General features: G+C 71.2%; 20 protein-coding genes and 1 pseudogene. 14 read left to right on the forward strand and 7 right to left on the reverse strand.

Translation table 11 applies throughout. The annotated features are described in order from the left end of the window. Nucleotides 1-82 precede the first annotated feature (82 nt). Both BDK92_RS23205 and BDK92_RS23210 read left to right on the forward strand, forming a co-directional pair. On the forward strand, nucleotides 83-2,290 hold the full coding sequence (locus BDK92_RS23205) for a discoidin domain-containing protein (protein WP_211349337.1): 2,208 nt from the start codon (nucleotides 83-85) through the stop codon (nucleotides 2,288-2,290). A gap of 126 nt (nucleotides 2,291-2,416) precedes the next feature. After that, complete coding sequence (locus tag BDK92_RS23210; RefSeq protein WP_121158603.1) at nucleotides 2,417-2,938, forward strand: acyl-CoA thioesterase; 522 nt, start codon at nucleotides 2,417-2,419, stop codon at nucleotides 2,936-2,938. A gap of 10 nt (nucleotides 2,939-2,948) precedes the next feature. On the opposite strand, the gene BDK92_RS23215 is transcribed toward BDK92_RS23210, so the two are convergent. From BDK92_RS23215 to BDK92_RS23225, 3 genes are all read right to left on the reverse strand, one after another. Then, nucleotides 2,949-4,118: a low temperature requirement protein A gene (locus BDK92_RS23215; protein WP_121158604.1), complete on the reverse strand. Its 1,170-nt coding sequence runs from the start codon at nucleotides 4,116-4,118 to the stop codon at nucleotides 2,949-2,951. Nucleotides 4,119-4,274: 156 nt separating this feature from the next. Further along, nucleotides 4,275-6,029: a hypothetical protein gene (locus tag BDK92_RS23220; protein WP_121158605.1), complete on the reverse strand. Its 1,755-nt coding sequence runs from the start codon at nucleotides 6,027-6,029 to the stop codon at nucleotides 4,275-4,277. A gap of 194 nt (nucleotides 6,030-6,223) precedes the next feature. Then, a complete protein-coding gene (locus BDK92_RS23225) occupies nucleotides 6,224-7,531 on the reverse strand; it encodes a ThuA domain-containing protein (RefSeq protein ID WP_246017206.1) in 1,308 nt (435 codons plus the stop codon). Nucleotides 7,532-7,853: 322 nt separating this feature from the next. Between BDK92_RS23225 and BDK92_RS23230 the strand changes: the two genes are divergently transcribed. Together BDK92_RS23230 and BDK92_RS39125 are read left to right on the forward strand one after the other, a co-directional pair. Then, nucleotides 7,854-9,860 carry an acetoacetate--CoA ligase gene (locus BDK92_RS23230; protein WP_121158607.1) on the forward strand — a complete coding sequence of 669 codons (2,007 nt, stop codon included), beginning with the start codon at nucleotides 7,854-7,856 and terminating at the stop codon, nucleotides 9,858-9,860. 62 nt (nucleotides 9,861-9,922) lie between these two features. Beyond that, entirely contained in the window at nucleotides 9,923-10,096 is a 174-nt protein-coding gene (locus tag BDK92_RS39125) for a hypothetical protein (protein ID WP_170208658.1), read from the forward strand. Between the two features lie 33 nt (nucleotides 10,097-10,129). Here BDK92_RS39125 and BDK92_RS23235 read toward each other — a convergent pair whose 3' ends face one another. Beyond that, nucleotides 10,130-10,891 carry a TIGR03089 family protein gene (locus BDK92_RS23235; protein WP_121162510.1) on the reverse strand — a complete coding sequence of 254 codons (762 nt, stop codon included), beginning with the start codon at nucleotides 10,889-10,891 and terminating at the stop codon, nucleotides 10,130-10,132. A 170-nt stretch (nucleotides 10,892-11,061) separates the two neighbouring features. Between BDK92_RS23235 and BDK92_RS23240 the strand changes: the two genes are divergently transcribed. From BDK92_RS23240 to BDK92_RS23255, 4 genes and pseudogenes are all read left to right on the forward strand, one after another. Next, nucleotides 11,062-12,210: a glycosyltransferase family 4 protein gene (locus BDK92_RS23240; protein ID WP_121158608.1), complete on the forward strand. Its 1,149-nt coding sequence runs from the start codon at nucleotides 11,062-11,064 to the stop codon at nucleotides 12,208-12,210. A 66-nt stretch (nucleotides 12,211-12,276) separates the two neighbouring features. After that, a complete protein-coding gene (locus BDK92_RS23245; protein ID WP_121162511.1) occupies nucleotides 12,277-13,374 on the forward strand; it encodes a mannose-1-phosphate guanylyltransferase in 1,098 nt (365 codons plus the stop codon). A 62-nt stretch (nucleotides 13,375-13,436) separates the two neighbouring features. Further along, nucleotides 13,437-14,477, forward strand: a pseudogene (locus BDK92_RS23250) (hypothetical protein); the annotation flags it as partial. 260 nt (nucleotides 14,478-14,737) lie between these two features. Continuing rightward, nucleotides 14,738-15,742 carry an ArsR/SmtB family transcription factor gene (locus BDK92_RS23255; protein WP_121158609.1) on the forward strand — a complete coding sequence of 335 codons (1,005 nt, stop codon included), beginning with the start codon at nucleotides 14,738-14,740 and terminating at the stop codon, nucleotides 15,740-15,742. A 49-nt stretch (nucleotides 15,743-15,791) separates the two neighbouring features. On the opposite strand, the gene BDK92_RS23260 is transcribed toward BDK92_RS23255, so the two are convergent. Continuing rightward, nucleotides 15,792-16,901 carry a coenzyme F420-0:L-glutamate ligase gene (locus BDK92_RS23260; RefSeq protein ID WP_121158610.1) on the reverse strand — a complete coding sequence of 370 codons (1,110 nt, stop codon included), beginning with the start codon at nucleotides 16,899-16,901 and terminating at the stop codon, nucleotides 15,792-15,794. Beyond that, on the reverse strand, nucleotides 16,898-17,884 hold the full coding sequence (gene cofD / locus BDK92_RS23265) for a 2-phospho-L-lactate transferase (RefSeq protein WP_211349338.1): 987 nt from the start codon (nucleotides 17,882-17,884) through the stop codon (nucleotides 16,898-16,900). The genes BDK92_RS23260 and cofD overlap by 4 nt, the downstream gene beginning before the upstream one ends. Nucleotides 17,885-17,982: 98 nt before the next feature. Here cofD and BDK92_RS23270 point away from each other — a divergent pair, with 98 nt between their 5' ends. The 3 genes from BDK92_RS23270 to BDK92_RS23285 all read left to right on the forward strand — a co-directional run bounded on the left by BDK92_RS23270 (nucleotide 17,983) and on the right by BDK92_RS23285 (nucleotide 22,406). Then, nucleotides 17,983-18,981, forward strand: a complete 999-nt coding sequence (locus BDK92_RS23270) for a hypothetical protein (protein WP_211349339.1) — start codon at nucleotides 17,983-17,985, stop codon at nucleotides 18,979-18,981. Between the two features lie 127 nt (nucleotides 18,982-19,108). Next, nucleotides 19,109-21,700: a bifunctional FO biosynthesis protein CofGH gene (locus BDK92_RS23280; protein ID WP_121158612.1), complete on the forward strand. Its 2,592-nt coding sequence runs from the start codon at nucleotides 19,109-19,111 to the stop codon at nucleotides 21,698-21,700. A gap of 448 nt (nucleotides 21,701-22,148) precedes the next feature. Beyond that, nucleotides 22,149-22,406, forward strand: coding sequence for a WhiB family transcriptional regulator (locus BDK92_RS23285; protein ID WP_101367926.1), 258 nt, complete (start codon nucleotides 22,149-22,151; stop codon nucleotides 22,404-22,406). A gap of 33 nt (nucleotides 22,407-22,439) precedes the next feature. Here the strand turns inward: BDK92_RS23285 and BDK92_RS23290 are convergent, their stop codons facing one another. Next, nucleotides 22,440-22,889, reverse strand: coding sequence for a metallopeptidase family protein (locus BDK92_RS23290; RefSeq protein ID WP_121158613.1), 450 nt, complete (start codon nucleotides 22,887-22,889; stop codon nucleotides 22,440-22,442). A 167-nt stretch (nucleotides 22,890-23,056) separates the two neighbouring features. On the opposite strand from BDK92_RS23290, the gene BDK92_RS23295 reads away from it, so the two are divergent. The 3 genes from BDK92_RS23295 (at nucleotide 23,057) to BDK92_RS23305 (ending at nucleotide 26,792) form a co-directional block, all read left to right on the forward strand. Beyond that, on the forward strand, nucleotides 23,057-23,422 hold the full coding sequence (locus BDK92_RS23295; protein WP_121158614.1) for a DUF3499 domain-containing protein: 366 nt from the start codon (nucleotides 23,057-23,059) through the stop codon (nucleotides 23,420-23,422). 176 nt (nucleotides 23,423-23,598) lie between these two features. Next, nucleotides 23,599-26,082, forward strand: coding sequence for a F0F1 ATP synthase subunit B family protein (locus tag BDK92_RS23300; RefSeq protein WP_121158615.1), 2,484 nt, complete (start codon nucleotides 23,599-23,601; stop codon nucleotides 26,080-26,082). Further along, on the forward strand, nucleotides 26,079-26,792 hold the full coding sequence (locus tag BDK92_RS23305) for a GNAT family N-acetyltransferase (RefSeq protein WP_211349340.1): 714 nt from the start codon (nucleotides 26,079-26,081) through the stop codon (nucleotides 26,790-26,792). Before BDK92_RS23300 ends, BDK92_RS23305 begins: the two co-directional genes overlap by 4 nt. Nucleotides 26,793-26,813: the final 21 nt, after the last annotated feature.

A 26,813-nucleotide genomic window follows, 5' to 3' on the forward strand; every position in this document is an offset into this window, starting at 1 on the left:
AAGAGAGCGCTCTCACATGTTCGACACCCTCGCGTAACCGAGTCGAATCATGTCCTCGGTTAGGCCAGTCCAAGGAGGAACGATGGATGGGGCCGTATCGCTGCCCGACGTCCAGCGCCGCCGGCTGATCCGGTGGCGCCTGATCGTCGTGTTGAGCGCCCTCGTGGCACTACTCAGCGCGTACGTGGCAATCTCCGCAGACCGGGCCGGTGCGGCCGAACCACCGCTGTCCCAGGGGCGGCCGGCGACCGCGTCCTCGGTCCAGTCGGCGGCCATGCCCGCCTCCGCGGCGGTCGACGGCGATGCCGGCACCCGCTGGTCCAGCGCCTTCAGTGACGCCCAGTGGTTGCAGGTCGACCTCGGCTCCAGCCAGGCGATCAACCGGGTCGACCTGGTTTGGGAGGGCGCCTACGCCCGCGCCTTCCAGATCCAGGTGTCGACCAACGGCACCACCTGGACCTCGGTCTACTCGACCACCACCGGCGCCGGCGGCACCCAGTCGCTGACCGTCTCCGGTACCGGCCGCTACGTCCGCATGCTCGCCACCGCGCGTGGCACCGCGTACGGCTACTCGCTCTGGGAGTTCCAGGTCTTCGGCCCCACCACCCCCGCGGTCTGCGGCACCACCAACGCGGCCCTCAACCGGCCGACCACCGCCTCCTCCGCCGAGGCCGTCGGCACCCCGGCGAGCGCGGCGACGGACGGCAGCGCCACCACCCGTTGGGGCAGCGCGTTCAGCGACCCGCAGTGGCTCCAGGTTGACCTCGGCTCCAGCCAGTCGATCTGCGGTGTGACCCTGAACTGGGAGGCCGCCCACGCCACCGCGTACCAGATCCAGGTCTCGGCGACCGGAACCGCGCCGTGGACCACGATCTACTCGACCACGACCAGCGCCGGCGGGGTGCAGACCCTGACGGTCTCCGGCACCGGCCGTTACATCCGGGTGTACGGCACCGCGCGCGCCACCGCGTACGGCTACTCGCTCTGGGAGTTCCAGGTGCGCACCGGTGGCGGCGGCACCCCGCCGACCACGCCCCCGACCACCCCGCCGACGACTCCGCCGCCGACCACCACCCCGCCGCCGACCACCACCCCACCGCCCGGGGGCGTTCGGTTGCTGTCGTACGGCAAGCCGGCGGTCGCCTCGTCCGACCAGAACGACGTCAACTGCTACGGCTGCACCCCGGACAAGGCGTTCGACAACGATCCGGCCAGCCGCTGGGCCACCAGTTCCACCACCGGCTGGGTCGACCCCGGCTGGATCTACGTCGACCTGGGCGCCACCGCCACGATCTCGCAGGTCGTACTCCAGTGGGACCCGGCCTTCGGTCGGGCGTACCAGATCCAGGTGTCGCCGAACGCGACCACCTGGACCACGGTCTACTCCACCACCACCGGTGCGGGCTTCAAGGAGACGATCAACCTCAACGGCACCGGTCGCTACGTCCGGATGTACGGCACCGCCCGGGGCACCGCGTACGGCTACTCGCTCTGGGAGTTCAAGGTCTACGGCACCGGTGGCGCGCCGATCACACCCCCGGCGCAGCCGGCCGACCCGACCTTCCCGGCCACCCGGCTGGTCTGGAGCGACGAGTTCAACGGCGGAGCCGGCACCAAGCCGGACCCGGCCAAGTGGACCATCGACCCGGGCACCGGCCAGAACAACGAGATCCAGTACTACACGAACAACAACAACGCGAACATGGACGGCAACGGCTCCCTGGTGATCGAGGCCCGGCGGGAGACCGCCGGTGGACGTGACTACACCTCGCACCGGATGAACACCGGGGGCAAGTTCACCGTCCAGTACGGGCGGGTCGAGGCCCGGGTGAAGGTGCCGAAGGGCAACGGGCTGTGGCCGGCGTTCTGGATGATGGGCGCCGACTTCCTCACCGGGCGCCCGTGGCCGTACAACGGCGAGATCGACATCATGGAGGTGCTCGGCCGCAACACCCTGGAGGGCTACTCGACGCTGCACGCGCCGGCCTACAACGGCGGTGGCGGGTACGGGCAGAGGTACACCACTCCCGGCAACACCGACCTGTCGCTGGACTACCACGTCTGGTCGGCCGAATGGGACAGCCGGGGGATCACCTTCAAGCTGGACGGGACGACCGTCTTCTACGCCAGCAAGGAGACCGTCGAGTCGACCCGTGGCCCGTGGGTCTTCGACCACCCCTTCTACATCATCCTGAACCTGGCGGTCGGCGGCGACTTCCCCGGACCGGTGGACGGCACCACCCCGTTCCCGTCCCGGATGCTCGTCGACTACGTCCGGGTCTACCAGTAACGCCCGTCCCCGGTAGCCGGTGCTGCCGGTGACGATCCCCCGACGGGTGGACGGCCGCGGAGACGTAGGTCATCCACCCGTCGGTCCGGGTGCCGGGCGGGTCCGCGGGACCGTACCGTCTGGGGCATGACCGAGCCGACGACGTCCCCACTGGTGGGCAAGCCGACCTCGTACTCCCGGGTGACGTTGAGCCGGATCATGACCGCGGTGGACGTCAACCTGTACGGCACCGTGCACGGCGGGGTGCTGATGAAGTTCGTCGACGACGTGGCCGGGGCGGCGGGCGCCCGGCACAGCGGCGGTACGGCGGTCACCGCCGCGATCGACGAGATCGTCTTCTCCGAGCCGGTCCGGGTCGGGGACCTGGTGCACGCACACGCCCAGGTCAACTGGACCGGGAGCACCTCGATGGAGGTCGGGGTCAAGGTGGTCGCCGAGCGCTGGGACAGCGCCGAGGACCAGCCGCTGCGGGTGGTCACCGCGTACCTCGTCTTTGTCGCCGTCGACGTCGCCGGCAACCCGCGCGAGGTACGCCCGGTGCTGCCGGAGACCCTCGACGACGAGCGCCGGTGGCGGGAGGCGGAGATCCGTCGGGCCCACCGGCTGGCCAAACGGAACGCGATCCAGGCCAACCGCGCGGCCGGCTGAGACCGGCGGGTCAGCTTCCGGCCGCTCTGCCCGAGGTCTTCCGCCAGGTGTGGAGCGCGTCGGAGACGACGACGCCGAGCAGGGTCGCGCTGCTGACGGCCGTGACCAGGACCGGTGGCAGGTTCACCGTGGTCAGTCCGACCAGCGGCAGCACCGCTACCCAGACCAGCCGGGACCGCGAGAGAGTGTGGAAGACCACGTATTCGAAGATTGTCCGGCCGATCAGGAAGAGCATCGGTCCGCCGAAGATCACATAGATCCAGCCGCCCGGGGTCGTGCCCTCGGGTCGCGCGATGACCAGGTCGAACCCGGCGGCGCTGCAGACGACGCCGAGCACCATGAGCAGGTGGGTGTAGGGCGCCCAACGGGTGGCCCGGGCCGCGCCCCGGAGCGCCGACTGTAGGAAGGCGTCGGCCCGGAAGACGTAGATCTGCCAGAGCAGCAGCGTGGTCACCAGGGCCAGCGTGAACGCGCCGACGCGGCCGACGGTGAACTCGTTGTTCCCCAGCCGCAGGGTGGGAACCAGCAGGAGGTCGCCGAGCGCGAGGATGACGAACTGCTGATAGCGCTCGCCGAGGTGCTTGCTGGCCTTGTTGTACTGCGCCACCGGTACCCGGCCGATGCGCGGGGTGGGATACCGGAACCCGGCCGCGACATAGTCGATCGTGATCGCCACTGCCCAGAGTCCGAGGCGGACTCCGTCATCGGCGAAGATGCCGCCGATCCAGAAGAACCCCGAGATGACGAACCAGAACAGGAAGCGGGTGGCCCGGATCTGGGCGGTGTGCCCGCGCAGGACGGCCATCAGCACGATTCCCCGGCCGACATGCATGACCACGTACGCGCCAGCGAAGACCACCCCGATCTCGGTGAAGGCGTGCGGCACCGCGGCGGCCAGCAGAATGGTGCCGAGCATCTTGCCAGCGATCATCGCCTGGATCGGGAGCCGCTCCGGGTTGTAGAAGTCGGTCAGCAGTGCGGTGATCGACCAGGTCCACCAGATCGCCATGAGGAGCACGAGCAGCTGTAGCGCCCCGACCGGGGTGAGGTTCCCGGCCAGTCGCACCGACGACAGGGCGAGCGCGGCGACGTACGCCACGTCGAAGAGCAACTCCAGCAGGGTGGCCCGCTCCGGCGCGTCGGAACTCCGGACCAGCGTGCCCCGACCCTTGTTCGGCATCGGTCAGCCTCCCCCGACCGGGTGGTGTGGCCCACGGCGGACCACACCGGTCAGGGCTACGGAGGAACGGGCCATACCTGGTCAAGGTATGCAATCCAGACAGCGTCCGTGTCCGTACCGGGAAATAGCCGGTCGGCGGGGAGATGACCGGCCGGCTCAGCGCGGAGCGCAGTGCCCGGTCTCGTACACCCAGAGCCGCGCATTGCCGGCAACGACGTACTCGCGGTAGTCGACCGTACGGACCAGGCGCCAGTTCGGCTCGGACTGCGCCGAGGAGGCGACGGCGAAGCAGGGTGGGTTCCTGGCGAACTTGGTGCTGTACCAGTTGAGCAGCACCGCCCCCTTCGGGGCGTACTCCACGCCGTCGGGCGAGTAGTAGCCCGACCACTCAAACCCGGCATCGATCTCGGCCGCCGGTACGCCCTCCGCCACCAACCGCTCACCGGCGTGCCACCGGGCCGCATCGAGCGCCGACCCGTACGCGGTGACGAACAGGGACAAGGCGGCCAGGAACGTACCCGCCGCGATCCCGGCCAGCACCCCGGCCCGGCCGAGCGGGAACCCGCGCCGCACCCGGTCTCCCGCCCCGCTCGACTCGGCCCGCTCGGGCGACCCGGACGGTTCTTCCCGCCGGGCGAGGACGATCAGCAGCAGGACCGGGACCAGCACGATCAGGTAGCGGCCGAACACCGTCTGCCCGGCCGCCCTGGTCGCCAGCAGCCCGCCCACGGTGAAGAGAGTGAACCAGCGCAGCAGCGGAGGCAGGCGCCGCCCCCGCTCCACCACGAGGCCGGCCAGGAGTACGCCCGACACCATGGCGAGCAGTACGAGCACCCGGAGTACGGATTCACCGATCATCGAGCGCTCACCCCTGAACACCGCGGGGTACGGACCCGACGGCAGCAGATAGTCGCTCATCAGGAAGCCGCTCAGGTGGTAGTCGTGCCAGACCAGCAGGGCGAGCGCACCGGTGCCGGCGGCGACCAGCAACGCGGCCGGACTCCACCGCCACGGGCGGGCGACCGCGAGCACGGCCGGTGCCACCGCGATCGCCAGCAGGAAGTACCCCCGGACCCCGACATCCAGTACGTCCGGCAGGACCGGGCCGTCGGGCAGCGGCGCCGGCGGGTCGTCACCGGCGAGCGACCGCCGCCACCACTCGAACGCGAGTAGCCCCGCGCCGAACGCCGCGCCCAGGGCGAGGACCGACCAGCGCCACGAGAGCGCTCCCCGCCGGACGGGGGTGGGGGACGAGGTGAGCGCGGCGAGCAGAACCGCCACCGGCGCGGCGAGGACCTGCTCGCGGATGGCCACCCCCCAGAGTCCTACCGTCAGCGCCCCGGCCAACAGGGGCAACGACGAGCCGGTGAGGGCGCGACGCCCCAGGGCGAGGCAGCCGAGCGTGGCGGCCAGTGCCGGCACGTCGCTCATGAACGAGGTGCCCAGCAGGCCGAGTTCCGGCCAGACCGCCAGTACCAGCGCGGCGACCGAGGCGGGGAGCCGACCGATGCTGGGGGCGAGCAGGTCGTAGCAGGCCAGTACCGCGACGCCGGCCAGCAGCGCGACGAAGATCTGCTGCGCGGTGATCGAGGCCGCCAGCGGCCCGAGTACGACGATCTGACCGACGAGCGCGGACCGGTTCCAGCCGAGCAGGTGGATCTCTCCGGTCCGGCCGAACTCCTGTGCGATCCGGCTGTACGACCAGGCGTCGTTGTGCGGAATGGAGATGCTGCCGGAGATGACGGCGAGCGCGACCGGCGCCACGACAATGATCAACAGAGCGAAGCCGAGGAGAACGCGCGGAGCGTTGATCTTCCACCGGGTCGGCTGCCGGGTCGGCTCGGGCTCGGTTCTGCCGATGATGACGGTGTCGCCGGTCAACCGTTCCGGACTCGATGTCTCCGGGGCCATTGCGCCACTCCACGGTCTCCGGGCCGACAAAAGCTGGTCACACCAGCTCGCTCACGGGTGCACGGTACGCGTTGTCGACGCCGATTCCACCATCGGCTCCCGGCTGATTCCCGGGCCGGTTTCCGGGCTGATCCCACGAGTACGGCCGTGACCCGATCAGCAGGTCACGGCCGTACTCGTGCGGTGCTGGATGGTCAGGGTTGCGGGGTCGGGCGGAACGACTGGGCGGCGGAGCCGTTGCAGGTGTACTGCACCAGTTGCACGCTGTTCGCGGTGGACGCGCCGGGCACGTCCAGACACTTGCCACTGAGCCGGTTGACCAGTCGGTAGTAGCCACCGGTCTCGGGGACCGCCTGCCACTGCTGGTTGTTGCCACCGCTGTACGTCCAGAGCTGGATCGGGGCGTTGTCGGCGGTGGAGACGTTGGTGACGTCGAGCGACCGGGCGCTGTTGCCACGGTTGTTGACCCGGGCGAAGCCGCCGCTGGTCGGCTGGAACTGGAACTGCTGGGCGTTGCTGTTGTTACAGGTGTACTGCTGGATCGCGGTGCCGTTCGTGGTGCCGGCGGCGCGGCTGTCGACACACTTGCCGTTGCCCCGGTTGACCAGCGTGTACCAGGCGGTCGGCGAGATCGGGTCGGTCGGCGGTTCCGGCGTGCCGCCGCCACCGCCGAGCCAGAGCAGTCCGTCGATGACGAAGCGGTTCTGGATCTCACTGGCGAAGGTGGACGACAGCGGGGTGTTGGTGTCGTAGTTCATGGCGTTGTGTCCGAAGTTCGCGTAGAGCATCTTGTAGTTCTTGTTCGTCCAGATGATCGGGTAGTAGCCGCTGTACCAGGTCTCGTTCGGGTTGGTGCCGAGCGGGAAGCTGCTCGGGTCGACCGAGGCGAGAATGTCGATGTTCGGATTGTTGCGCAGGTCGTTGTTCCAGCTGTACCACTCGCTCACCGACGAGGTGAAGGTAGACGGCAGACGTACGGTCGACGGGTGCGTCTGGTCCTCCACCCGCAGGACGGCCGTGGTCGGTCCCCAGGTGTTGTTCCGGAACGCGCCGCTGCCGAGGAACTGGTTGTGGTACCAGTCCCAGCCGCCCGGGTTGTCGGTGTACGCGGAGACGTGGAAGCCGATCCACGCGCCGCCGTTCTGCATGTACTGCTGGAACGCCGGACGCTGTGCCGCCGGCGGCAGGTCGTCCAGGAACATCACCACCTGGTACTGGGCCAGGTTGCCGGTGTTCAGCTGGCTCCAGTCGCTGGTCGAGGTGTAGGAGAAGTTGTTCTGCGCGGCGATCTGCGGGAACCACTGGTTGGCTTCCTGGACGAAGCTGATGTGCGCCGGGTCCCAGTTGCCGTTGTAGAAGGCGATCACCTTGAAGGCGGGGGCCGCCGCGGCGGCCTTCGCGCTGCCGATCGCGGGACTGGACGATACGCAGATCAGCGCCAGCAGGAGCGCGAGGAGTCGGACCGTCTTTCTGGTCATGGGCGTACGCGTGTCGATGTTCATGACGGGGTCCTTTCGGATCGCGCGGCTGGTCGGGATGGCCAGGGCGGTGCCGAGCGATCGATCACACGCTATGGCTGCCGCGGATCGGGTGTCAATGTGCGAGGTAAGGGCGGGAATCGGTCACCTGATACACGGACAAAAATCTCCTTTCCCGAGCGCGGGGAGAGAGGGCCGTGGGCGTCCCACATCGGTTGGGTCAAACCATGTGGTCGGGCCACGCGTCGGTGGGGCTGGGCGGTGCGCAGAATGGGCGCCTGGCGTACGGCAGGATGGCGGCTGGGTCACACCACGGCGTTGTGGCAGGCCCGGGGAGGGGAGGACCATGGTTGACGTGCTCTGGGCGCCGCCGGCAGATGTCCGCGAGACCACGCGGATCGGCGACTACCTGCACTGGTTGCGGGAACGGCGCGGCCTTGACTTCGCCGACTACGCCGCGCTCTGGGAGTGGTCGGTCACCGACCTCGACGGTTTCTGGCGTTCGATCTGGGACTACTTCGAGGTCATCGCGCACACCCCGCCCACCACCACACTGCACGGCGACCAGATGCCCGGCTTCGCCTGGTTCCCCGGCGCCACCCTCAACTACGCCGAGCACGTGCTGCGCATGCCGGGCCTCGCCGACGACGCCCCGGTGGTGATCGCGCGCAGTCAGACCCGCCCGCCGGTCACCCTCACCGCCGCCGAACTGCGCGACCAGGTACGCCGGGTCCGGGCAGGACTGCGCAGGCTCGGCGTGACCCGGGGCGACCGGGTGGCCGCGTACGCGCCGAACATCCCCGAGACGTTCGTGCTGATGCTCGCCACCGCCAGCCTCGGCGCGATCTTCTCCTCCTGCGCGCCCGAGTTCGGCACCCGCAGCGTCACCGACCGCTGGCAGCAGATCGAACCGAAGGTCCTGGTCGCGGTCGACGGTTACCGGTACGGCGACAAGCCGGTCGACCGGCGGGCCGAGGTGGCCGCGATCCGGGCCGCGCTGCCGTCGCTCGCGTACACCGTGGTCCTGGACTACCTGCACCCGCGGGGTGCCCCGGCCCAGGCCGCCGGACCGGTGCTGAACTGGACGGAACTGGCGGCCGAGACCGACGAGCCGCTCACCTTCGACCCGGTGCCGTTCGACCACCCGCTCTACGTGCTCTACTCCTCCGGTACCACCGGCCTGCCCAAACCGATCGTGCACGGGCACGGCGGCATCCTGCTCGAACACCTCAAGATGCTCGCCCTGCACCACGACCTCGGTCCGGCCGACCGGTTCTTCTGGTTCACCACCACCGGCTGGATGATGTGGAACTTCCTCGTCTCCGGGCCGGCGGTCGGCGCCGCGATCGTGCTCTACGACGGCAATCCCGCGGTACGGGCCGAACCGGGTCGCCCCGCCGAACCCGACCTCGGCGCCCTCTGGCGGATGGCGGAGGAGACCGGCACCACCTACTTCGGCACCTCCGCGCCGTTCCTGCTGGCGAACCGGAAGGCCGGCGTACGACCCGGCCGGATCGCCGACCTCAGCCGGTTGCGCGGCCTCGGCTCGACCGGTGCCCCGCTCCCCGCCGAGGGCTTCACCTGGGTGTACGAGGAGGTCGGCAGCGACCTCCAACTCCAGTCGCTCTCCGGTGGCACCGACGTCTGCACCGGGTTCGTCGGCGGTGTCCCGCTGCTGCCGGTGTACGCCGGTGAGATCGCCTGCCGGGCGCTGGGGGCCAGGGTGGAGGCGCGGTCGGCCGACGGTGAACCGGTCCGGGGCGAACTCGGCGAACTGGTGATCACCGCCCCGATGCCGAGCATGCCGGTCGGCTTCTGGAACGACCCCGACGGTCACCGCTACCGGGAGGCGTACTTCGACCACTACCCGGGTGTGTGGCGGCACGGCGACTGGATCACGATCAACGAGCGTGGCGGGTGTGTGATCACCGGTCGTTCCGACGCCACCCTGAACCGGGGCGGCGTACGGCTCGGCACCGCCGAGTTCTACTCCGTGGTCGAGGGGTTGGACGAGGTCACCGATTCGGTCGTGGTGCACCTGGAGGACAACGAGGGTGGCGCCGGCGAGCTGCTGCTCTTCGTCGTCCTCGCCGACGGTCTCGAACTCGACCGGGCGTTGCACGCGAAGATCGCCCGTGAACTGCGTACCGCCCTGTCGCCCCGGCACGTGCCGGACGAGATCCACCAGGTCCGGGCGGTGCCCCGCACCCTCTCCGCGAAGAAGCTCGAGGTGCCGGTCAAGAAAATCCTCACCGGTACGCCGGTGGCGTCGGCCGCGGCGACCGGGGCGCTGGCCAATCCCGAGTCCCTGCTCGCGTTCGAACTCTTCGCCAAGGGGCGGGCGGAGGGCTGACCGGCAGGCCGGCCACCCGCCCCGGGTGGCCGGCGCGGTCGGCCCGTACGACCGACAACGGGGTGGTCGGCGGCGGGCGGAGCCCGTACCGGGGGCGGGTCGTCGTACTCCGGGTCCAGGCGACCGTCCTCACCCCGGCGCAGGCGCGTACCCGGCCGTGGCTCGATGACATCGCCGGGTTCCACCGGTGCGGCCCCGACGGTGTACTGCGCGAGGTGGTGCCCGCCGAACTGTGAGCGGTGCGCCGGTCGCCGAGGGGTCGGCGGCGGTCAGGAGAGGTCGAGGGTGACCCGTTCCGCCGCCACCCGGTCGGCCAGCCGGGACCGGTCCAGCGCGCCGCAGAGCACCACCGTGGCGCCGGCGGACAACGGGGCGAGCAGCCAGTCCACCGGGTCCGGGTGGGTGGCCGCGTCGAACAGCACCCGGGCACCGGCGGTGAGCCCGAGCGCGGAGGCGCGCTTGGTGGCGAGCGCGGCCAGCCCGGCGTCCTGTGGCCCACCCGCGGGTGCGGGCGTGTAGTGGTCGCCGTGGCCGCGTACCTCCACCACGTAGTCGGCGAAGCCGGACGGGACCGTACGCAGGGGCATGGCCATCGGTGCGAGCGACAGCGCGTACCGATCGTCGGCCGCCCAGGACGACGCGGACGCCAGTTGGGCCGCCGCGACGAAGAGCACGTCGACCGGGCGCGGCGGCTCGGCACCTCCCGCCGGGGCACCGGCCGGGCCCGCGCCGGGCACGGTGAGTCCGGCCCCGTATACCGCCAGCCCGGCCGACCAGCAACCGAGCAGCACGGCGGCGGACTGCCAGTGCGGCGGCAGCAGGACCGCCGCCCGGTCGCCCGGTGCCAGTCCGGCCGAGTCGACGAGCAGGTTGCCGGTCTTCGCCACCCAGTTGGCAAGCGTCGCACCGGACAGCTCGGTACGGTCGCCGGTCGAGTCGTCGTACCAGGTCAGCAACGGTCTGGTCGGGTCGGCCGCAACCGCCGAGGCGAGTATCCGGGCGATCGTGTCGGCCGTGTTTTTGTCCGTCATCGCCACTGAGGATAGCGTTCCGGGTCGGCGCCGGGACCGGCCGTCGACGCGACTGAGTCGCCGGAAAGACAGCCGGCTGTCGGGTCGCAGTCGACGGCGGGTCAGTGGGGCGGCGTAGGCTTGGCAAGAGTGTTGTTCCCCACAACCCCGCAGTTTTGAGGAGTCGCCAAGTGACCCCCGGTCGACCGCCCCGCGTACTGATCGACGCCACCAGCGTCCCCGCCGACCGGGGCGGCGTCGGTCGATACGTTGACGGACTGCTCGGCGCTCTGGGCAAGCTCTGTGCATCCGGCGGCGTCGATCTGGCCGTGGTCGGACTGCGCACCGACACGGAGCGCTACGCCCGGATGTTGCCGGCCGCCGAAGTGATCTCCGCGCCGGCCGCGGTGGCCCACCGCCCGGCCCGGCTGGCCTGGGAGCAGACCGGACTGCCGCTGCTCGCCCAGCAGGTCAACGCGCAGGTGCTGCACTCGCCGTTCTACACCTGTCCACTGCGGGCCGGTTGTCCGGTGACCGTGACCGTGCACGACGCGACCTTCTTCACCGAGCCGGAGCACTACGACAAGTCCCGGCGGACGTTCTTCCGGAGCGCGATCAAGACCTCGCTCCGCCGGGCCGACCGGGTGATCGTGCCCAGCAAGGCGACCCGGGACGAGCTGATCAGGCTGCTCGACGCCGACCCCACCAAGATCGACGTGGCGTACCACGGGGTCGACCAGGGTGCCTTCCACGCCCCCACCGAGGAGGAGAAGGCCCGGGTACGGGCCCGCCTCGGGCTCGGTGGGCACAGCTACGTGGCGTTCCTCGGCGCCAAGGAGCCACGCAAGAACGTGCCGAACCTGATCCGCGGCTGGGTGGCCGCGGTGCAGCACCGCCCCGACCCGCCGGCCCTGGTCATCGCCGGTGGTCAGGGACACGACGACGAGATCGACCAGGCGGTCGCCGACGTGCCCGCGCACCTCCGGCTGCTCCGCCCCGGTTATCTGCGCTACGCCGACCTGCCCGGGTTCCTGGGCGGTGCGCTGGTCGCGGCGTACCCGTCCTACGGCGAGGGCTTCGGTCTGCCGATCCTGGAGGCGATGGCCTGCGCCGCCCCGGTGCTCACCACCCCCCGGTTGTCGCTGCCGGAGGTCGGTGGCGACGCGGTCGCGTACACCAGTGAGGACCCGCAGCAGATCGCCGCCGATCTCGCCGCGCTGCTCGACGACGAGTCGCGCCGGCTCACCCTCGCCAAGGCGGGACTCGACCGGGCGAAGGAGTTCACCTGGGAGTCCAGCGCCGAGGTGCACGTCGCGGCCTGGAGCCGGGTCCGTGGCTGAGCCGGTCGCCGCCAGGCTCGGGGCAACCCTCCGTACGGCGGCGCCGACATCCGGCATGATGTGTTGATGTTTTTCGCCGTCATTCCGGCCGGTGGTAGTGGCACCCGCCTCTGGCCCCTGTCCCGCGCCGGACACCCCAAGTTCCTCCACCCCCTCACCGGCACCGACGCGTCACTGCTCCAGGCGACGGTCGAGCGGGTCGCCCCGCTGGCCTCCGCCGACCGGACGATGGTGGTGACCGGGGTGGCGCACGTGACCGCGGTGGCCCGCCAGCTGGCCGGACTGCCCGAGGAGAACATCCTCGTCGAGCCCTCGCCGCGGGACTCCTGCGCGGCGATCGCCCTCGCCGCGGCGGTGATCGCGGTACGCGAGCCGGACGCGGTGATGGGATCGTTCGCGGCGGACCACCTGATCGTCGACCCGAACCGCTGGGTGGAGACGGTCCGACAGGCGATCGTCGGTGCGGAGCAGGGCCTGCTGATGACAGTCGGCATCACCCCGACCCGTGCCGAGACCGGATACGGCTACCTCCAGTGCGGTCCGCTGATCGACGGTGGCCCGCTGCGTCGGGTGGAGGAGTTCAAGGAGAAGCCGGCGGCCGACATCGCGGAGGCGTACGTCCGCTCCGGCCGTTACCTCTGGAACGCCAGCATGTTCGTCTGGCGGGTGGACGTCTTCATGGCCGAACTGGCCCGCCAGCAGCCGGAACTGCATGCCGGCGTGACCGCGATCGCGGCGGCGTGGAACACCCCCGAGCGGGAGGACGTGCTCGGCACGGTCTGGCCCACGCTCACCAAGATCTCGGTCGACTACGCGGTGATGGAGGGGGCGGCCGAGGCGGGGCGGGTGGCGACCGTGCCGGGCGACTTCGGCTGGAACGACATCGGCGACTTCCACACCCTCGGTGAGGTGCTCCCGGCCGACTCCTCGGGCAACGTGGTGCTCGGCGGCGAGGGCACGGAGAAGCCCGGTGCCCTGCTCTGGGACACGGCCAACCTGGTGGTGGTGCCGTACTCGAACCGGCTCGTCGCCGCGCTCGGCGTGCGGGATCTGATCGTGGTCGACACCCCCGACGCCTTGATGATCTGCCCTCGGGACCGGGCCCAGGACGTGAAGAAACTCGTCGACGAGCTGAAGTCGCGGGGCGAAGAGGGCTACGTCTGAGTCGGCCGGGGACGGAGTCCGGGTCGGCCGGAGGCGGGACAGGGCTCCGTACCCTGATCGACATGACCGGAGCCGTACCGACCGTGGACCTAGTCGTCGCCGGCAACGAGGCCAGTGACCTGCTCGCCGTACGTGCGCCCGAGGTGCTCTCCGCGTACGGCGCGCGGCGCGCCTTCTGGACGGTGCTCGACGAGGCCCCGATCGACCGGGCGCTGGCCCTGCTGGTCCAGGAGGAGAGCGGCCGGTGGGCGGCGTACCCGGTGGCCGCCGACGCCGGGGTCGAGCAGGGCCGGACCGAGGACGGCGAGGCGCTGGCCCGGTTCGGCGAGTGGGTCTACGTGTTCGGCTCCCACTTTGGTTCCAAGGCCGGTCCGCTGCGTCCCCGCCGGGCGTTCGTGGCCCGGTTCCGGGAGTCGGACGCCGCCGTCGGACTGCTCCGGTTGCAGGTGGTACGCAACCAGTTCCGGCTGCACCGGGCGGTCAACGACGTCCTGGCTGGCGCGGAGATCACCACGCTCGCCCCGGGTGACCGGGTCCGACACCGGTTCATCGCCGAGACGGTCGCAAGGGGCACCGCCAGGGCGAAGACCTGGGTGAGCCGGCTCGCCCCGGACGACCTGCCGCTCAACGTGGAAGGGGCGGCGTTCACCCCGAGCGGCAACCTGCTGCTCGGGCTCCGGTTCCCGGTCACCGACCGGGGCGAACCGATCCTGATCGAGCTCTCCGGGCTGGTCGGGATGTTCGAGTCGGGCGGGTGGCCGCACGCGGTCCGGGCGTTGGCGCTGACCGGAGTGACCCCGGCCGGCGCGCTGACCGGGTTCCGCGCCCTGTCGGCGCAGTCCGACGGGTCGTACGCGGCCGTGATCGGTTCCATCGACGCCCTCGGCAAGGGTTCGGTGCTGCTCGACGACCACCCGAGCGGCGGGGACGTGACATCCCGGCACGTACGTTTCCAGCTGCCGGCGGAGCCGCACGCGACGGCGGTGCCGGCGGAACTGGTGGCCGACCTCGCTCCACTGCACAACGTGGAGGGGCTGGCCGAGGTGGACGAAGGTCATCTCTACGTGACCGACGAGGATCAGCGGATCGCGCTCTGGTCGGGTCTGTCGTCGGATCGGGACGTCCGGGCGGCACCTCCGCGGATCAATGGCCGCGAAACCTCGTGGTGACCTGCCCGGACGTCCTCACCTCCCCGTGCCCCCGGTAGGACTTGCGTCGCACTGGGCAATGACGAGCATGCCGGGCAGTCACCGCGAGCGTCGAGCTGTTTCAGTTCAGGCTGAAAGACGCAGGTGGATTGAGGCGGGTACAGTGCGACGCGTGCCGGAACGCCCCTTGGCCGCCACCATCGGGAGCACCCTGGATGCTGAGAATCTTCTTCTCCAGTGAGGACATCGCCCGCACCCGGGTCGCGTCCGCGGCCGACCCCGTCTGGGAACTGATCCTGAGCCTGCACCTTTTGCAGGGGCGCACCAACGACCCGCTGATGTCAGGCTGGCGGCGGGACGTCTACCGGGGGCTACGCCGGGAGAACGCCGCCACTCAGCAGCGGCTTCTTTTCGCACTCAACCCGCCGCGCGGCTACTTTCCCGACTTTCTCACCCCGGTGCAGAGCGCGCAGGGCTTCGAGGCCGGGCTCGAAGCCATCCGGTCGACCCCGGCCCGGCTGCTGCACCGCGACCTGACCGTGCTCGCCACCGAGAGCGCCCTGCCCAGTTCGGCGTCGGCGTTGGCCCGGGGCGAGTCGATGGTGCTGGAGCACCTGACCGACTCGATGCGGCAGTACCGGTCGGTGGCGATCGGACCGTACTGGGACCGGATCGAGGCCGCGATCGAAGCGGACCGGATCCGCCGGGCCAGGGCGTTGCTCGACGGAGGCGCCGAGGGACTACTGGCCAGTCTCCGGCCGGCGGTGCGCTGGTCGGCCGGGGTGCTGGAGGTGCTCGACTACCCGGACACGCGGGAACTGCACCTCGGCGACCGTGGGCTGCTGCTGATCCCGTCTTTCTTCTGCTCCCGGACACCGGTGGCGTTGTTCGACCCGGAACTGCCGCCGGTGCTGGTCTACCCGGTGGACCGGCTCGGTGGGCTGGTACCAGCCCTCGGCGAGGGGACCGGATCGGCCCCGGCCGGCGGTGGCCGGGAGGCGCTCGCCGCGCTGCTCGGCCGGACCCGGGCGAACGTGCTGGAGGTGGTGGACGCGGGTTGCTCCACCGGTGAGGTGGCCCGCCGGCTGCGTATCTCACCCGCCGCCGCGAGTCAGCACGCCACCGTGCTGCGCAACGCCGGACTGCTGGTCAGCCAGCGGGACCGCAACAACGTACGGCACACGCTCACGCCACTGGGGCGGGCGATGCTGCACCAGTGACCGGCGGGCCCCGCCCGACAACCCGTGCGCCCGGTCTGTGCCGGTCGACTCAGAGGGCGAGGGCGGCGGTGGCGCCGTCGGTGGGTGCGGACGTGATCGACGAGGGCAGTCCCTCGGCCGCCAGGGCGGCGCGGAGCCGGTGCAGGTCGGCACCGAAGCGGATCAGCGTGGCCGCCGAACCGCTCGCCTCCGGCGGAGCGCAGAGGATCATCGTGGTGGCATGCGTCGGCCAGTCCGGAACGCGGGCCGTCAGCTCGGCGCGTACCCCCTGGTCGGTGACGGGGGAGAAGACCGTGCCGGGCGCGACCACGTCGGCCACGGCGGCGATCGCCCGCGCCACCACGACCGGATCCGCCACCGACGCCGGGTCCTGCGTGGCGGCCGGGGTCGACTCCGGCAGGGTGGCCGCCGCGCGTAGCCCGCTGGCCCGCGCCTCGGCGGTGCCGAGCGAGAACAGATCCATCTCGGCGTCCCGGACCAGGGTCGTCGCGCCGGGTCCGTCGTCCGGCCCGACCGCGTTCAGATAACCGCGTACGACCGCGACCGGCACCTGGTCGCACTTGCCCTTGACCAGTTCGCCCGCACCGGCGAGCTCGTCGACCACGGCCATCTGGGTGATGCTGAGCTGGTTGCCGTACGGGTCCACCTCGCCCCGGTGGTCCCGGATCGCGTCCATGCCGGCGACGCCGAGCGCCACGTCGGTGAGGCCGTTGCGCCACGGCCGCCCCATGGTGTCCGAAACGATCACCGCCACGTCCGCTCCGTGCCGCTCCCGCAGGGCGGCCCGCAGCCCGCGCGCGGAGGCGTCCGGATCCTTCGGCAGCAGCACCAGCCGGGCCGCGTCCACGTTGGAGGCGTCGATGCCGGCCGAGGCCATCACGAAGCCGTGATGGGTCTGCACGATCCGGGTCGGGCCGCGCCGGGCCACCGGTCGGGCCGTCTCGGCGGCGAGGACCTCCTCCCGTGCCGCGTCCCGCTCCGGCCCCTCCGTCGGCGGCACGTCGACCAGCCGCCCCTCCGCCTTCGACACGATCTTGCTGGTGACGACGAGTACGTCGCCGTCGCGCAGCCACGGCGCCGCGGTCGCGATCAGCGCCGCCAGGTCGTCGCCTTCGGTCACGTCGCCGATGCCGAGCACCGGCATGATTTCCAGTTTCATGCCAACTCCAGAGCGGCCCGGACCATCGCCACGGTCGCGGCCTCGTCGGTCATCCAGAGCGGTGCGGCCCGTACGGTCAGGTCCGGCACCGTGGTCCCCGCGTCCGTCGTGTCCACCAGCCAGCCGTCGAGGATTCCGCCAGCGGACCGGGCGCCGTACAGGCCGCCCACCCCGGCGGCGGTGCAGGGCACGTCGAGCACCGCGAGGCAACGGTCGGCCATGCCCCGTACCGGTGCGTCGCCGATGATCGGCGAAACGCCGACCACCGGTGCCCGGCCGGTGGTCAGCGCCTCCCGCAGCCCCGGCACCGCGAGGATCGGGGCGATACTCACCACCGGATTGCTCGGCGCCACCAGCACCACGTCCGCGCTGGTGAGCGCGTCGAGCACGCCGGCCGCGGGCTTCGCCGCCTCGGCGCCGACGAACACGAACCGGTGGGTCGGCACGTCGCCTCGGTACCGCACCCACCACTCCTGGAAGTGGATCGCCCGCTGCCCACCGTCGTCGGTGCCGCCATCCGCGGTGCCGGATTCGCCCACCGGTACGTCGACCACCACGTGGGTCTCCAGCCGGTCGTCGGTCGCCGGCAGCAGCCGTACGCCGGGCTGCCAGCGGGCGCAGAGCGCCTCGGTCACCGCCGAGAGCGGGTAACCGGCGTTGAGCATGGTGGTCCGGACCAGGTGGGTGGCGATGTCCTTGTCACCCAGGCCGAACCAGCTCGGTTCCGCGCCGTACGCGGCGAGTTCGTTCTTGACCGTCCAGGTCTCGCCGACCCGGCCCCAGCCGCGTTCCGGGTCGGCGCCGCCGCCCAGGGTGTACATCACGCTGTCCAGGTCCGGGCAGATCCGCAGCCCGTGCATGATCACGTCGTCGCCGACGTTGACCACGGCGGTCACCTCGTCACCGGTCTCGCGGGCGTACGCCCGTACCCCTGCCAGGAAGCGGGCTCCGCCGATGCCGCCGGTCAGTACCACGATGTGCATGGCCCCCATCCTCGCTCACCCGGCGTGGCGAGCCGACGCGCGGGTTGGCGACTAGGCTCACCCGCGGCAGCCGTCCGTACACCGCCCCAGGGGGAGCTTTGACCAGTCAGCCTGGTCCCGCGCCGATCGACTCGGCCCGGGCCCGACAGATAACGCAGCCGCTGCGGGAGCCGGCGGCACTGGTGCTGGTCGGCGCCAACGCGCTGCTGCTCCTCGTCGCGGTGATCAATTTGCTCGTGCCACGAGGCGAGGGGGACGAGTTCACCCGCCGGGCCGGTGACAGCTTCGGAGACTTCGTCGGGCTCACCACGATCCTGCTGCCGCTGCTCGCCGTGCTGCTCGCCACGCACATCCAGCCGGTCGTCGGCCAGGCGAAGCTGATCACCCAGGTCGCACTGGTGGAGTACGCCGTCTCCGCGTTCTTCTGGGTCGTCACCATGCTCGCCTGGCTGGTCGGGGCCCTGGCCGAGGGGGAGTTCCGGCTGGCGTTCACCGGGCTCCTCGCCCAACTCGCCCTGCTGGCGGTCTTCGCGGTCGCGGCGTACGTGGTCTTCACGCTCTGGCGGCAGCTCTACTACGTACCCAAGCCGAAGCCGCAGCCGGGTTACTACGGTCAGCCCACCTACCCGCAGCAGGGTTACCCGCAGGGCTACCCGGCACAGGGTTACCCGCAGCAGGGGTATCCGCAGGGTTACCCGCCGCCCGGGCAGCCGCAGCAGGGGTATCCGCAGGGTTACCCGCAGCAGTCGTACCCGCCGCCGGGTTTCGCGGCACCGGGATACGGCCAGCCGGGCGAGGGTCAGGGCATCCCCACCCCGGCCTCCGCGCCGCCGGTTTCCGCGCCGCCGGCCTCGGCCCCGCCGGCTGCCGCACCGCCGTCGAACGTGTCGCCAACCGCGCCGCCGGCCGCCCCGCCGACTTCGGCCCCGTCGGCCGTTGGTGAGGAGCGGACCCAGGTGATCCGGCAGGCCGCCGACGAGGGTGTGGCCGCAGAGCGGACCCAGTTGATCAACCCGGCCAGTCAGCAGCCGACCGCCGGTGGACAGCCCCCGGCGACCCGGATCGGCGACGAGCCGACCGAGCCGTACCAGCGGTGACCGGCGACCGGAGCGGGCGGCCCGGCCGGCCCGCTCCGGTGGCCGTGGCGGCACGGCGGGCGGGTTCGGCCCGCCCATGTGACCGGCACCATGCGATCTTGTCCTAGTTACGGCCTAGGCTGCACAGGTGGCTGATCGCACCGACTCCGGACCGACAGAGGCGAGCCTTCGCCGGGCACTGCGGCGTGCCGCAGACGGCCGGGCTGTGGACACCGACGAGGCGGTCGCGCTGCTCAGCGCCCGCGGCGAGCTGCTCGACGAGTTGCTGGCGGTCGCCGGGACGATCCGGGACGCCGGCTTGCGCGACGCCGGCCGCCCCGGGTTGGTCACCTTCTCCAAGAAGGTTTTCATCCCGCTGACCCGGCTCTGCCGGGACCGCTGCCACTACTGCACCTTCGCCACCGTGCCGCACCGGCTTCCGGCCGCCTACCTGGACCGCGACGAGGTGCTGGCGATCGCCCGCGAGGGCGCGGCGCAGGGCTGCAAGGAGGCGCTGTTCACGCTCGGCGACCGTCCGGAGGAGCGCTGGCCGGCGGCCCGTCAGTGGTTGGACGAGCGGGGATACGACTCCACACTCGACTACGTACGCGCCTGCGCGGTGGCGGTGCTGGAGGAGACCGGGCTGCTGCCGCACCTGAACCCCGGGGTGCTCTCCTGGGGGGAACTGCAGCGACTCAAGCCGGTGGCACCGAGCATGGGCATGATGCTGGAGACGACCGCGACCCGGCTCTGGTCGGAGCCGGGCGGCCCGCACTTCGGCTCGCCCGACAAGGAGCCGGCGGTACGACTGCGGGTGCTCGACGACGCCGGCCGGGTGGGCGTGCCGTTCACCACCGGCATCCTGATCGGCATCGGGGAGACCCCGGCCGAGCGGGTCGACGCGCTCTTCGCGATCCGCCGCAGCGACCGCGAGTACGGGCACATCCAGGAAGTCATCGTGCAGAACTTCCGCGCCAAGCCGGACACGGCGATGCGCGGCATGCCCGACGCCGAGCTGCACGACCTGGCGGCGACGGTGGCGGTGGCCCGGGTGCTGCTCGGTCCCGGCGCCCGCATCCAGGCGCCGCCGAACCTGATCGCCGGCGAGTTCGAACTGTTGCTGCGCGCGGGCATCGACGACTGGGGTGGGGTGTCACCGGTGACTCCCGACCACGTCAATCCGGAGCGCCCCTGGCCGCAGATCGACGAGCTGGCCGAGCACTCCGCCGCCGCCGGTTTCACCCTGCGTGAGCGGCTCACCATCTACCCCGAGTACGTCCGCCGGGGCGACCCGTGGCTCGACCCCCGGCTCGACCCGCACGTGCGGGCACTCGCCGAACCGGCGACCGGGCTCGCGGTCGAGTCGGCGGTTCCGGTGGGGCGGCCGTGGCAGGAGCCGGAGGACGCGTTTGTCCCGGGCGGTCGGGTGGATCTCCACGCCACCATCGACACCACCGGCCGGACCGGCGACCGTCGGGGCGACTTCGACAGCGTGTACGGCGACTGGGCACAGCTTGCCGAGCAGGTCAGCGCGGGCGCGGCAGCGTTGGCGCAGGGCGGCGGCGGGGCGGAGGACCGGACGACCGGCGAGAGCTCGCAGCCGCCCGTCGGGACCGGGGCCGTGTCCCGGACCTCGGCGGATCTGCTGGCCGGGCTGCGGCTGGCGGCGGACGACCCGGCGGCCCTGCTGGAGCCTCGGCACACCGACGCGGCGTTGGCGCTCTTCGCCGCCGACGGCCCGGCCCTGGACGAGTTGTGCCGTCTGGCCGACGACGCGCGACGCTCGGCCGTCGGTGACGACGTCACCTACGTGGTCAACCGCAACATCAACTTCAGCAACGTCTGCTATGTCGGCTGCCGGTTCTGTGCCTTCGCCCAGCGGGAGCGGGACGCGGACGCGTTCCGGCTCTCCGTGGAGCAGGTCGCCGACCGGGCCGAAGAGGCGTGGCGGGCCGGTGCCACCGAGGTCTGCATGCAGGGCGGCATCGATCCGAAGCTGCCGGTCACCGTGTACGCGGACATCGTCCGGGCGGTGAAGGCGCGGGTTCCCGGTATGCACGTGCACGCGTACTCGCCGATGGAGATCGTGACGGCCGCGGCGAAGGCGGGCGTGTCGGTGCGGGACTGGCTCACCGAACTGCGCGACGCCGGGCTGGACACCATTCCGGGTACCGCGGCGGAGATCCTCGACGACGACGTGCGCTGGGTGCTCACCAAGGGCAAACTGCCGGCCGCGACCTGGGTCGAGGTGGTGAGCACCGCGCACGAGCTGGGGATCCGGTCCAGTTCCACGATGATGTACGGCCACGTCGACCACCCGGGGCAGTGGCTCGGCCACTTCCGGGTGCTTGCCGGGGTGCAGGACCGCACCGGTGGGTTCACCGAGTTCGTGGCGTTGCCGTTCGTGCACACCAACGCCCCGATCTACCTGGCCGGTATCGCCCGTCCCGGCCCGACCTGGCGGGAGAACCGGGTCGTGCACGCGATGGCCCGACTGCTGCTGCACGGGCGGATCGACAACATCCAGTGCTCCTGGGTCAAGCTCGGCGACGAGGGCACGGTGGAGATGCTCCGGGGCGGTTGCAACGACCTCGGCGGCACCCTGATGGAGGAGACGATCTCCCGGATGGCCGGCTCCGACAACGGCTCGGCCCGTACGGTGGCGCAGTTGGAGGCGATCGCGGTGGCGGCCGGTCGTCCGGCGCGTCGACGTACCACCGCCTACGGGCACGCCGGCTGATCCGACCGGACGTGCCAGCGGTGCCGTCGGTGGGACCGCCGACGGCCGTGGGTTCGGGTGATCATGGCCGGGAGCGTGCCGTTCGGCGTACCAGATCCAGGGTTGGATATCCGACAGTTCGCGGGACACGCCGGCCGCCTTGCTGGCGTGTCTGGTCGCGCCACGCCGGATTTCGATAGCAACTCGCCGATGAGGCGTTACTCCTGGCTGGTCTCAATCGGTAGGGCAGGCGGCGACACCGGACGGCTCCGAGAGTCGTCGAGGACGTACCGGGAGGGTGGCCCCATTTATCAGGTTCGGCTTGACGACGCACGCATTACACCCGTGTAATTTCGGTGGGGTCGTTCGAACGGAGCGCATCAAACTGCCACCGTACGGACAAAAACACGCCTTCCGCGTGGGGGGTTGCGCCGGCCTTGTTGCCGGCGCGCGATCAAGGAGGCATCTGATGGACGGCCGACTCGAGGTGGCCGACCTGCTCGGGAATGCGCCGGAGTGGCAGGAGCGAGCGCTCTGCTCGCAGACTGACCCGGAGGCGTTTTTTCCCGAGAAGGGCGGCTCGACCCGTGAGGCAAAGCGGATCTGCTCGCGCTGCGAGGTCAAGGCCGAATGCCTGGAATACGCGCTCGGGCACGACGAACGGTTCGGCATCTGGGGCGGACTCTCGGAACGGGAGCGCCGCAAGCTCAAGCGCAGGGTCGCCTGACGCACGCCGGCCGGGCGGTGGGGGCCGCCCGGCTCAGGCCAGTTCGTCGGGATCGACGCCGAGCAGGTTCGCCACCTGTTCGATGATCACGTCATGGACCAGGTCGGCCAGGTCCTCCCGGTCCATCGCCCGGAACTCCAACGGCCGGCGGTAGAGCACGATCCGGGGCGGCACCTCCTGCCGACCCGGCCGGCCGGGCAGCAGTCGGGCCAACGGCACCTCGCCGTCCTCCAGCACGTCGGTGTCGTAGACGTTCAGATCCGGCGGCACGTCCTCGACGGCGAACTCCACGCCCGCCAGTTCCTTGGCGAAGCGGCGTTCCAGGGTCTCCACCGTGTCGAGCACAAGATCGTCGAAGATCTCGGCCTTGGTACGCGCCAGCGGCACCGTCGCCGGCACCAGCCGACCGCGCAGGCCGCGGCCGTGGCGGTCCCGGCGGGTACGGTGTCCGGGTCCCGGGCGGCGATGGTCCGGACTGGTCATGTGCACAGGGTAGACCCCGGTTGGCCGGATCCCGGAGCGCGGCTGGGCCCGTGTCGGCGCGGGGATCGGGACGCCGACGGGCGGTTGCCCGAATTGTGGCCAGGACGATCGGCGTGTCGTACCGGCAAGCGGTGTGTTGAAGGCGGTAAGAGAGATACCGTGCCGCCGTGAGGTCACCACGGCGTTGCTCGCGTAACGGCTGCCCCCGTCAGGCCGTCGCCACGCTGACCTATGTCTACAACGAGTCGACCGCCGTGGTTGGTCCGCTGGCCGCCTTCGCCGAGCCGCACACCTACGACCTCTGTGAGCCGCACGCCCGTAGTCTGACCGCCCCCCGGGGCTGGGACGTGGTCCGGCACGAGGGTGAGTTCGAACCGCCGCCGCCCACCACCGACGACCTGGTCGCACTCGCCGAGGCCGTACGCGAGGCGGCCCGCCCGGTGCAGCGGCAGGACGAGATCGACATCGATCTGCCGCCGGGGCAGCAGACCGGCCGTCGCGGCCATCTTCGGGTCATTCCGCCCGCTAAATAGACCAACCGGGCAACCGGGCCAGGGTGGGCATCACCACCGCCGGCCGGGGCCTCACCACCACGAAGCCGGACATCCCGGTCGACCGTCGCGCCGTTCGCCTCCAGCGGGACCACGGTGTTCGCCTCCACAGGGGATAGTGCGGGGAGCCGCTGCGCATCGTCACCCGTGGAGTCGACATGGTTGCTGCCTCTGACACGTACACCGAATTGCTGGACGCCCTCGTCGAGGGTGACGCCCGGCCGTTACGCCAGTGGCTCGGTGAGCACCTCGCCCCCGCGCCCGGCGCGGGAGTCGAGACCGACCTGCGACTCCTGGACGGACTGGTGTTCTGGAACGCCGAGGAGCACGACGACGCCGCAAGGCAGCGGGTGCTCGACGGCGTCGAACGGACCCTCTCCGCCGCGGCGCTGGTGCCGGGGGCGACGCCACTGCTGCTCTTCTACCTCAAATACCAGTGTGACCAGGCATGGGAGGTCGCCTGGGACGTCGACCTGATCCTGGCCGTGCTCCAGCACGCCCGTCGTTACGGCGCGGACCTGGTCGCGGCCGGCCAACTCGCCGACCCGGAACCGACCCGGCTCGCCCTGGACCAGCTCGCCGTACTCGTCAGCGAGATGGGCACGCTCAACGCCGCGTCCTGCGCCAGCCTGGCCGAGTGGGCACGGCTGGCCGCCGAGACCGCCGCGCTCGCCGGTCGGGTCGCCGACGCGGCGGAGACGGCCGACGCGTCGGCAAGCGCGGCCTACGTCGCGGTCGACACCCGCGAGGACGAGACCTACTACCTCGCGGTGAGCCGGGCCGCGCTCGCGGTGCACGACCATTTCGCGTACGGGGGAAGCGACCTCGACGGTGCCGTACGGACCCTGCGCCTCGCCGAGGAGAGCTTCCCGGACGCCTGCTCGCGCAGCGAACTCCGGTCCCACCGCTACAACCTGGAGGTGCTCGCCGAGGCAGCCGAGCAACCCTGGATCCGACTCGAACACGCGAAGGTCGTCTACCTGTACCCCTTCGGGTTGTACCAGGAGTCCCGCGCGGGTCGGGCCGACCCCGGACCGGACGTGGCGACGCGGGACGGCGCGACCTTCGCCGAGCGTCTCGTCGCGGTCGCCCGCCGTACGGCGCAGCAGTGGACGGTGGCGGGATGGTCGGTCGCCGACCACCCGCAGGCCGTGGTTGAGCAGGACCTGCTGCTGGACGACACCTGGAAGGGAGACGACCCGCTCGGGCGTCAGTACCGGGGGATGGCGGTCCGCCTGCCGGACCTGGAGTTCGCCGACGTCGACCGGGTCAACGTCGAGCCGGTGCTGCTCCAGGTCGAGCTGCGCCTCTCCGAGCTGGGCAACCACTACCTGCGGGTGGAGTGCCAGTTGTCGGGCGCCACCCCGCCCCAGGTCTACGCGGCGATGACCCGGGCCGCGCCGGAGTTCGGCGATCTCGTCCAGCTCGGTACGCCGCTGCAACCCGCCGTCGACGCGCGGCCGACGCAGCTCTGGTCCCGGCTGAGTGACTTCGCCGTCGATGTGGTCCGGGACGTCACCGGCCAGCTCGCCGAGCATTCGGGGCTGGCGGTACGCCGCAGCGGCCGGCCCGGTATGTACCACGTGATGCTCTCGGTGGAGCGGGGATCGCTGGTCTCGCCGGTCGGCGGGGAGCCGGTGCCGGTCGCGATCGCGTTGGACGCCGCGACCGCGGTCGGCGCGCAGACGCTCGTGCACCCGGTCCGCAACGGCATCAGTTCGCTCGCCGAGTGGCTGCGTTATCCGGTCGAAATTGACACGCTACCCAAAGTGGACGCTCCGGGTTTCATCGGGGACCTGCTGCTGCGAACCTGCAACACCACCCTGATGGTCCTGCCCGGCACCCCCGACTACGGGGTGAACATGGTGCTGGAGGCGGCTGAGTTCGTCGCCACGCTCGAGGGCATGTTCGCCGGTTGGCAGGACCAGATCGCGGACCACTACGACCAGGTGATGGTGCAGCTCGCGGCGATGATCGAGCGGTTGGAGCGGCACGACGCCGCACCCGACCCGACCGGGGTCGACCCGGCCGAGTACGAGCGCGTCACCCGGGAACTCGGCGAGATGCAGGCCCGGCTGGAGGCCCAGCAACTTCGCCTGCACCAGTTCGTCATGGCGAGTCGACTCAGTCTGATGTTCGTGACCGCGCCGTCGCTGGTGATGTCACCGGTGGCGCGGTCCACCATCGACCAGCTCCTGGTCGCGGCGAAGTTCGACGCCCTGCGCAGCGACTTCGAGGGCATGATCGACAACGTGCTCGGGGACCGGATCGGGGCGCTGGTCGACGCCTCCGTCCGCCGTCAGCGGGAGCGCAACGACGCGCGGGCCCGCGCGCAGCAGGAGCGGGATGCCGCCGCCGCGTCGGCCGAGCGGGAGCTGCAGCAGCGCCGGGAACGGGCAACCCGGCACTGGCAGGACGTGCTGTCGATCGCGACCGCCACTGTCGGTATCTCCGGCCTCATGCAGATCATCCAGGCTGGTTACCAGGTCCAACGGCTGAGCGCGGCCGGGCTGGTCGCGGTGGTGGTCGTGCTCGCCGTACTTGTGGGTTGGGGCCTGCACCACTTCCAACGGGATACCGTGTCCGGATCACGTGGGCGCCGGAAGCGAACCACGGACTCGGTCGGAGGGACACGGAAATGAAGTTGGTAGACCTCACCGGCGGACCCCTGTTGGAGGCGTTGCACCGGGAGGTGCTGGCGACCTCGTTCCCGCCGGACCAGCTGGTCTCCCTGGCAGACCTCCGCGAGCAGATCGAGACCGGGCTGGTGGTCGTCACGGCGGCCGTCGACGATGACGGCCGGGTGCTCGGCGGTGTCGTGGGGGAGTGGTCTCCGGCGAGCCGGGTGATGCTGCTCAGTTACCTGGCGGTCGCCGCCGACACCCGGGGCGGCGGCGTCGGCCGGCTCCTCTACACCGGTGCCGTCGAGACCTGGCCGGCACGGCACCGCCCGTGTCTCGTCCTGGCCGAGGTGGAGAGTCCGGTCGGACGCTCGGGCAGCGAGGCGTACGGCGACCCGGTCGCCCGGCTGAGGTTCTACGGGCGGCACGGGGCGCGCCTGTTGGAGCTGCCCTACTTCCAGCCGGCGCTCGCCCCGGGGCTGTCCCGGGTGCCCGACCTCCTGCTGCTGGTCCTGCACGCGGACACCGAGTTCCAGGGCGCCGGTGGCGCCGACACGGTGGCGGGCGAGCCACTGAGTCAGTTCATGGTCGAGTACTTCGAGGCGACCGAGGGCGGGGTCCCGGACGACCCGGCCGCTTCGGCGCTGCTGCACGCCATGACGTCGCCCGGCGGGGTGCGGTTGCACCCGGTCGAGCGGTACCGCGAGGTGGAGCTGTCCATCCGCGGCTGAGCGGCGGCCGGACGAGCCCGG

The organism is Micromonospora pisi, assembly GCF_003633685.1.
GTDB classification, from domain to species: Bacteria; Actinomycetota; Actinomycetes; order Mycobacteriales; family Micromonosporaceae; genus Micromonospora_G; species Micromonospora_G pisi.

Bases quoted from the DNA above. Each gene is read 5' to 3' on its own strand.
- BDK92_RS23205 (WP_211349337.1), top strand. From the start codon at position 83: ATGGATGGGGCCGTATCGCTGCCCGACGTCCAGCGCCGCCGGCTGATC.
- BDK92_RS23210 (WP_121158603.1), top strand. From the start codon at position 2,417: ATGACCGAGCCGACGACGTCCCCACTGGTGGGCAAGCCGACCTCGTAC.
- BDK92_RS23215 (WP_121158604.1), bottom strand. From the start codon at position 4,118: ATGCCGAACAAGGGTCGGGGCACGCTGGTCCGGAGTTCCGACGCGCCG.
- BDK92_RS23220 (WP_121158605.1), bottom strand. From the start codon at position 6,029: ATGGCCCCGGAGACATCGAGTCCGGAACGGTTGACCGGCGACACCGTC.
- BDK92_RS23225 (WP_246017206.1), bottom strand. From the start codon at position 7,531: ATGAACATCGACACGCGTACGCCCATGACCAGAAAGACGGTCCGACTC.
- BDK92_RS23230 (WP_121158607.1), top strand. From the start codon at position 7,854: ATGGTTGACGTGCTCTGGGCGCCGCCGGCAGATGTCCGCGAGACCACG.
- BDK92_RS23235 (WP_121162510.1), bottom strand. From the start codon at position 10,891: ATGACGGACAAAAACACGGCCGACACGATCGCCCGGATACTCGCCTCG.
- BDK92_RS23245 (WP_121162511.1), top strand. From the start codon at position 12,277: ATGTTTTTCGCCGTCATTCCGGCCGGTGGTAGTGGCACCCGCCTCTGG.
- BDK92_RS23255 (WP_121158609.1), top strand. From the start codon at position 14,738: ATGCTGAGAATCTTCTTCTCCAGTGAGGACATCGCCCGCACCCGGGTC.
- BDK92_RS23260 (WP_121158610.1), bottom strand. From the start codon at position 16,901: ATGAAACTGGAAATCATGCCGGTGCTCGGCATCGGCGACGTGACCGAA.
- cofD (WP_211349338.1), bottom strand. From the start codon at position 17,884: ATGCACATCGTGGTACTGACCGGCGGCATCGGCGGAGCCCGCTTCCTG.
- BDK92_RS23285 (WP_101367926.1), top strand. From the start codon at position 22,149: ATGGACGGCCGACTCGAGGTGGCCGACCTGCTCGGGAATGCGCCGGAG.
- BDK92_RS23290 (WP_121158613.1), bottom strand. From the start codon at position 22,889: ATGACCAGTCCGGACCATCGCCGCCCGGGACCCGGACACCGTACCCGC.
- BDK92_RS23300 (WP_121158615.1), top strand. From the start codon at position 23,599: ATGGTTGCTGCCTCTGACACGTACACCGAATTGCTGGACGCCCTCGTC.
- BDK92_RS23305 (WP_211349340.1), top strand. From the start codon at position 26,079: ATGAAGTTGGTAGACCTCACCGGCGGACCCCTGTTGGAGGCGTTGCAC.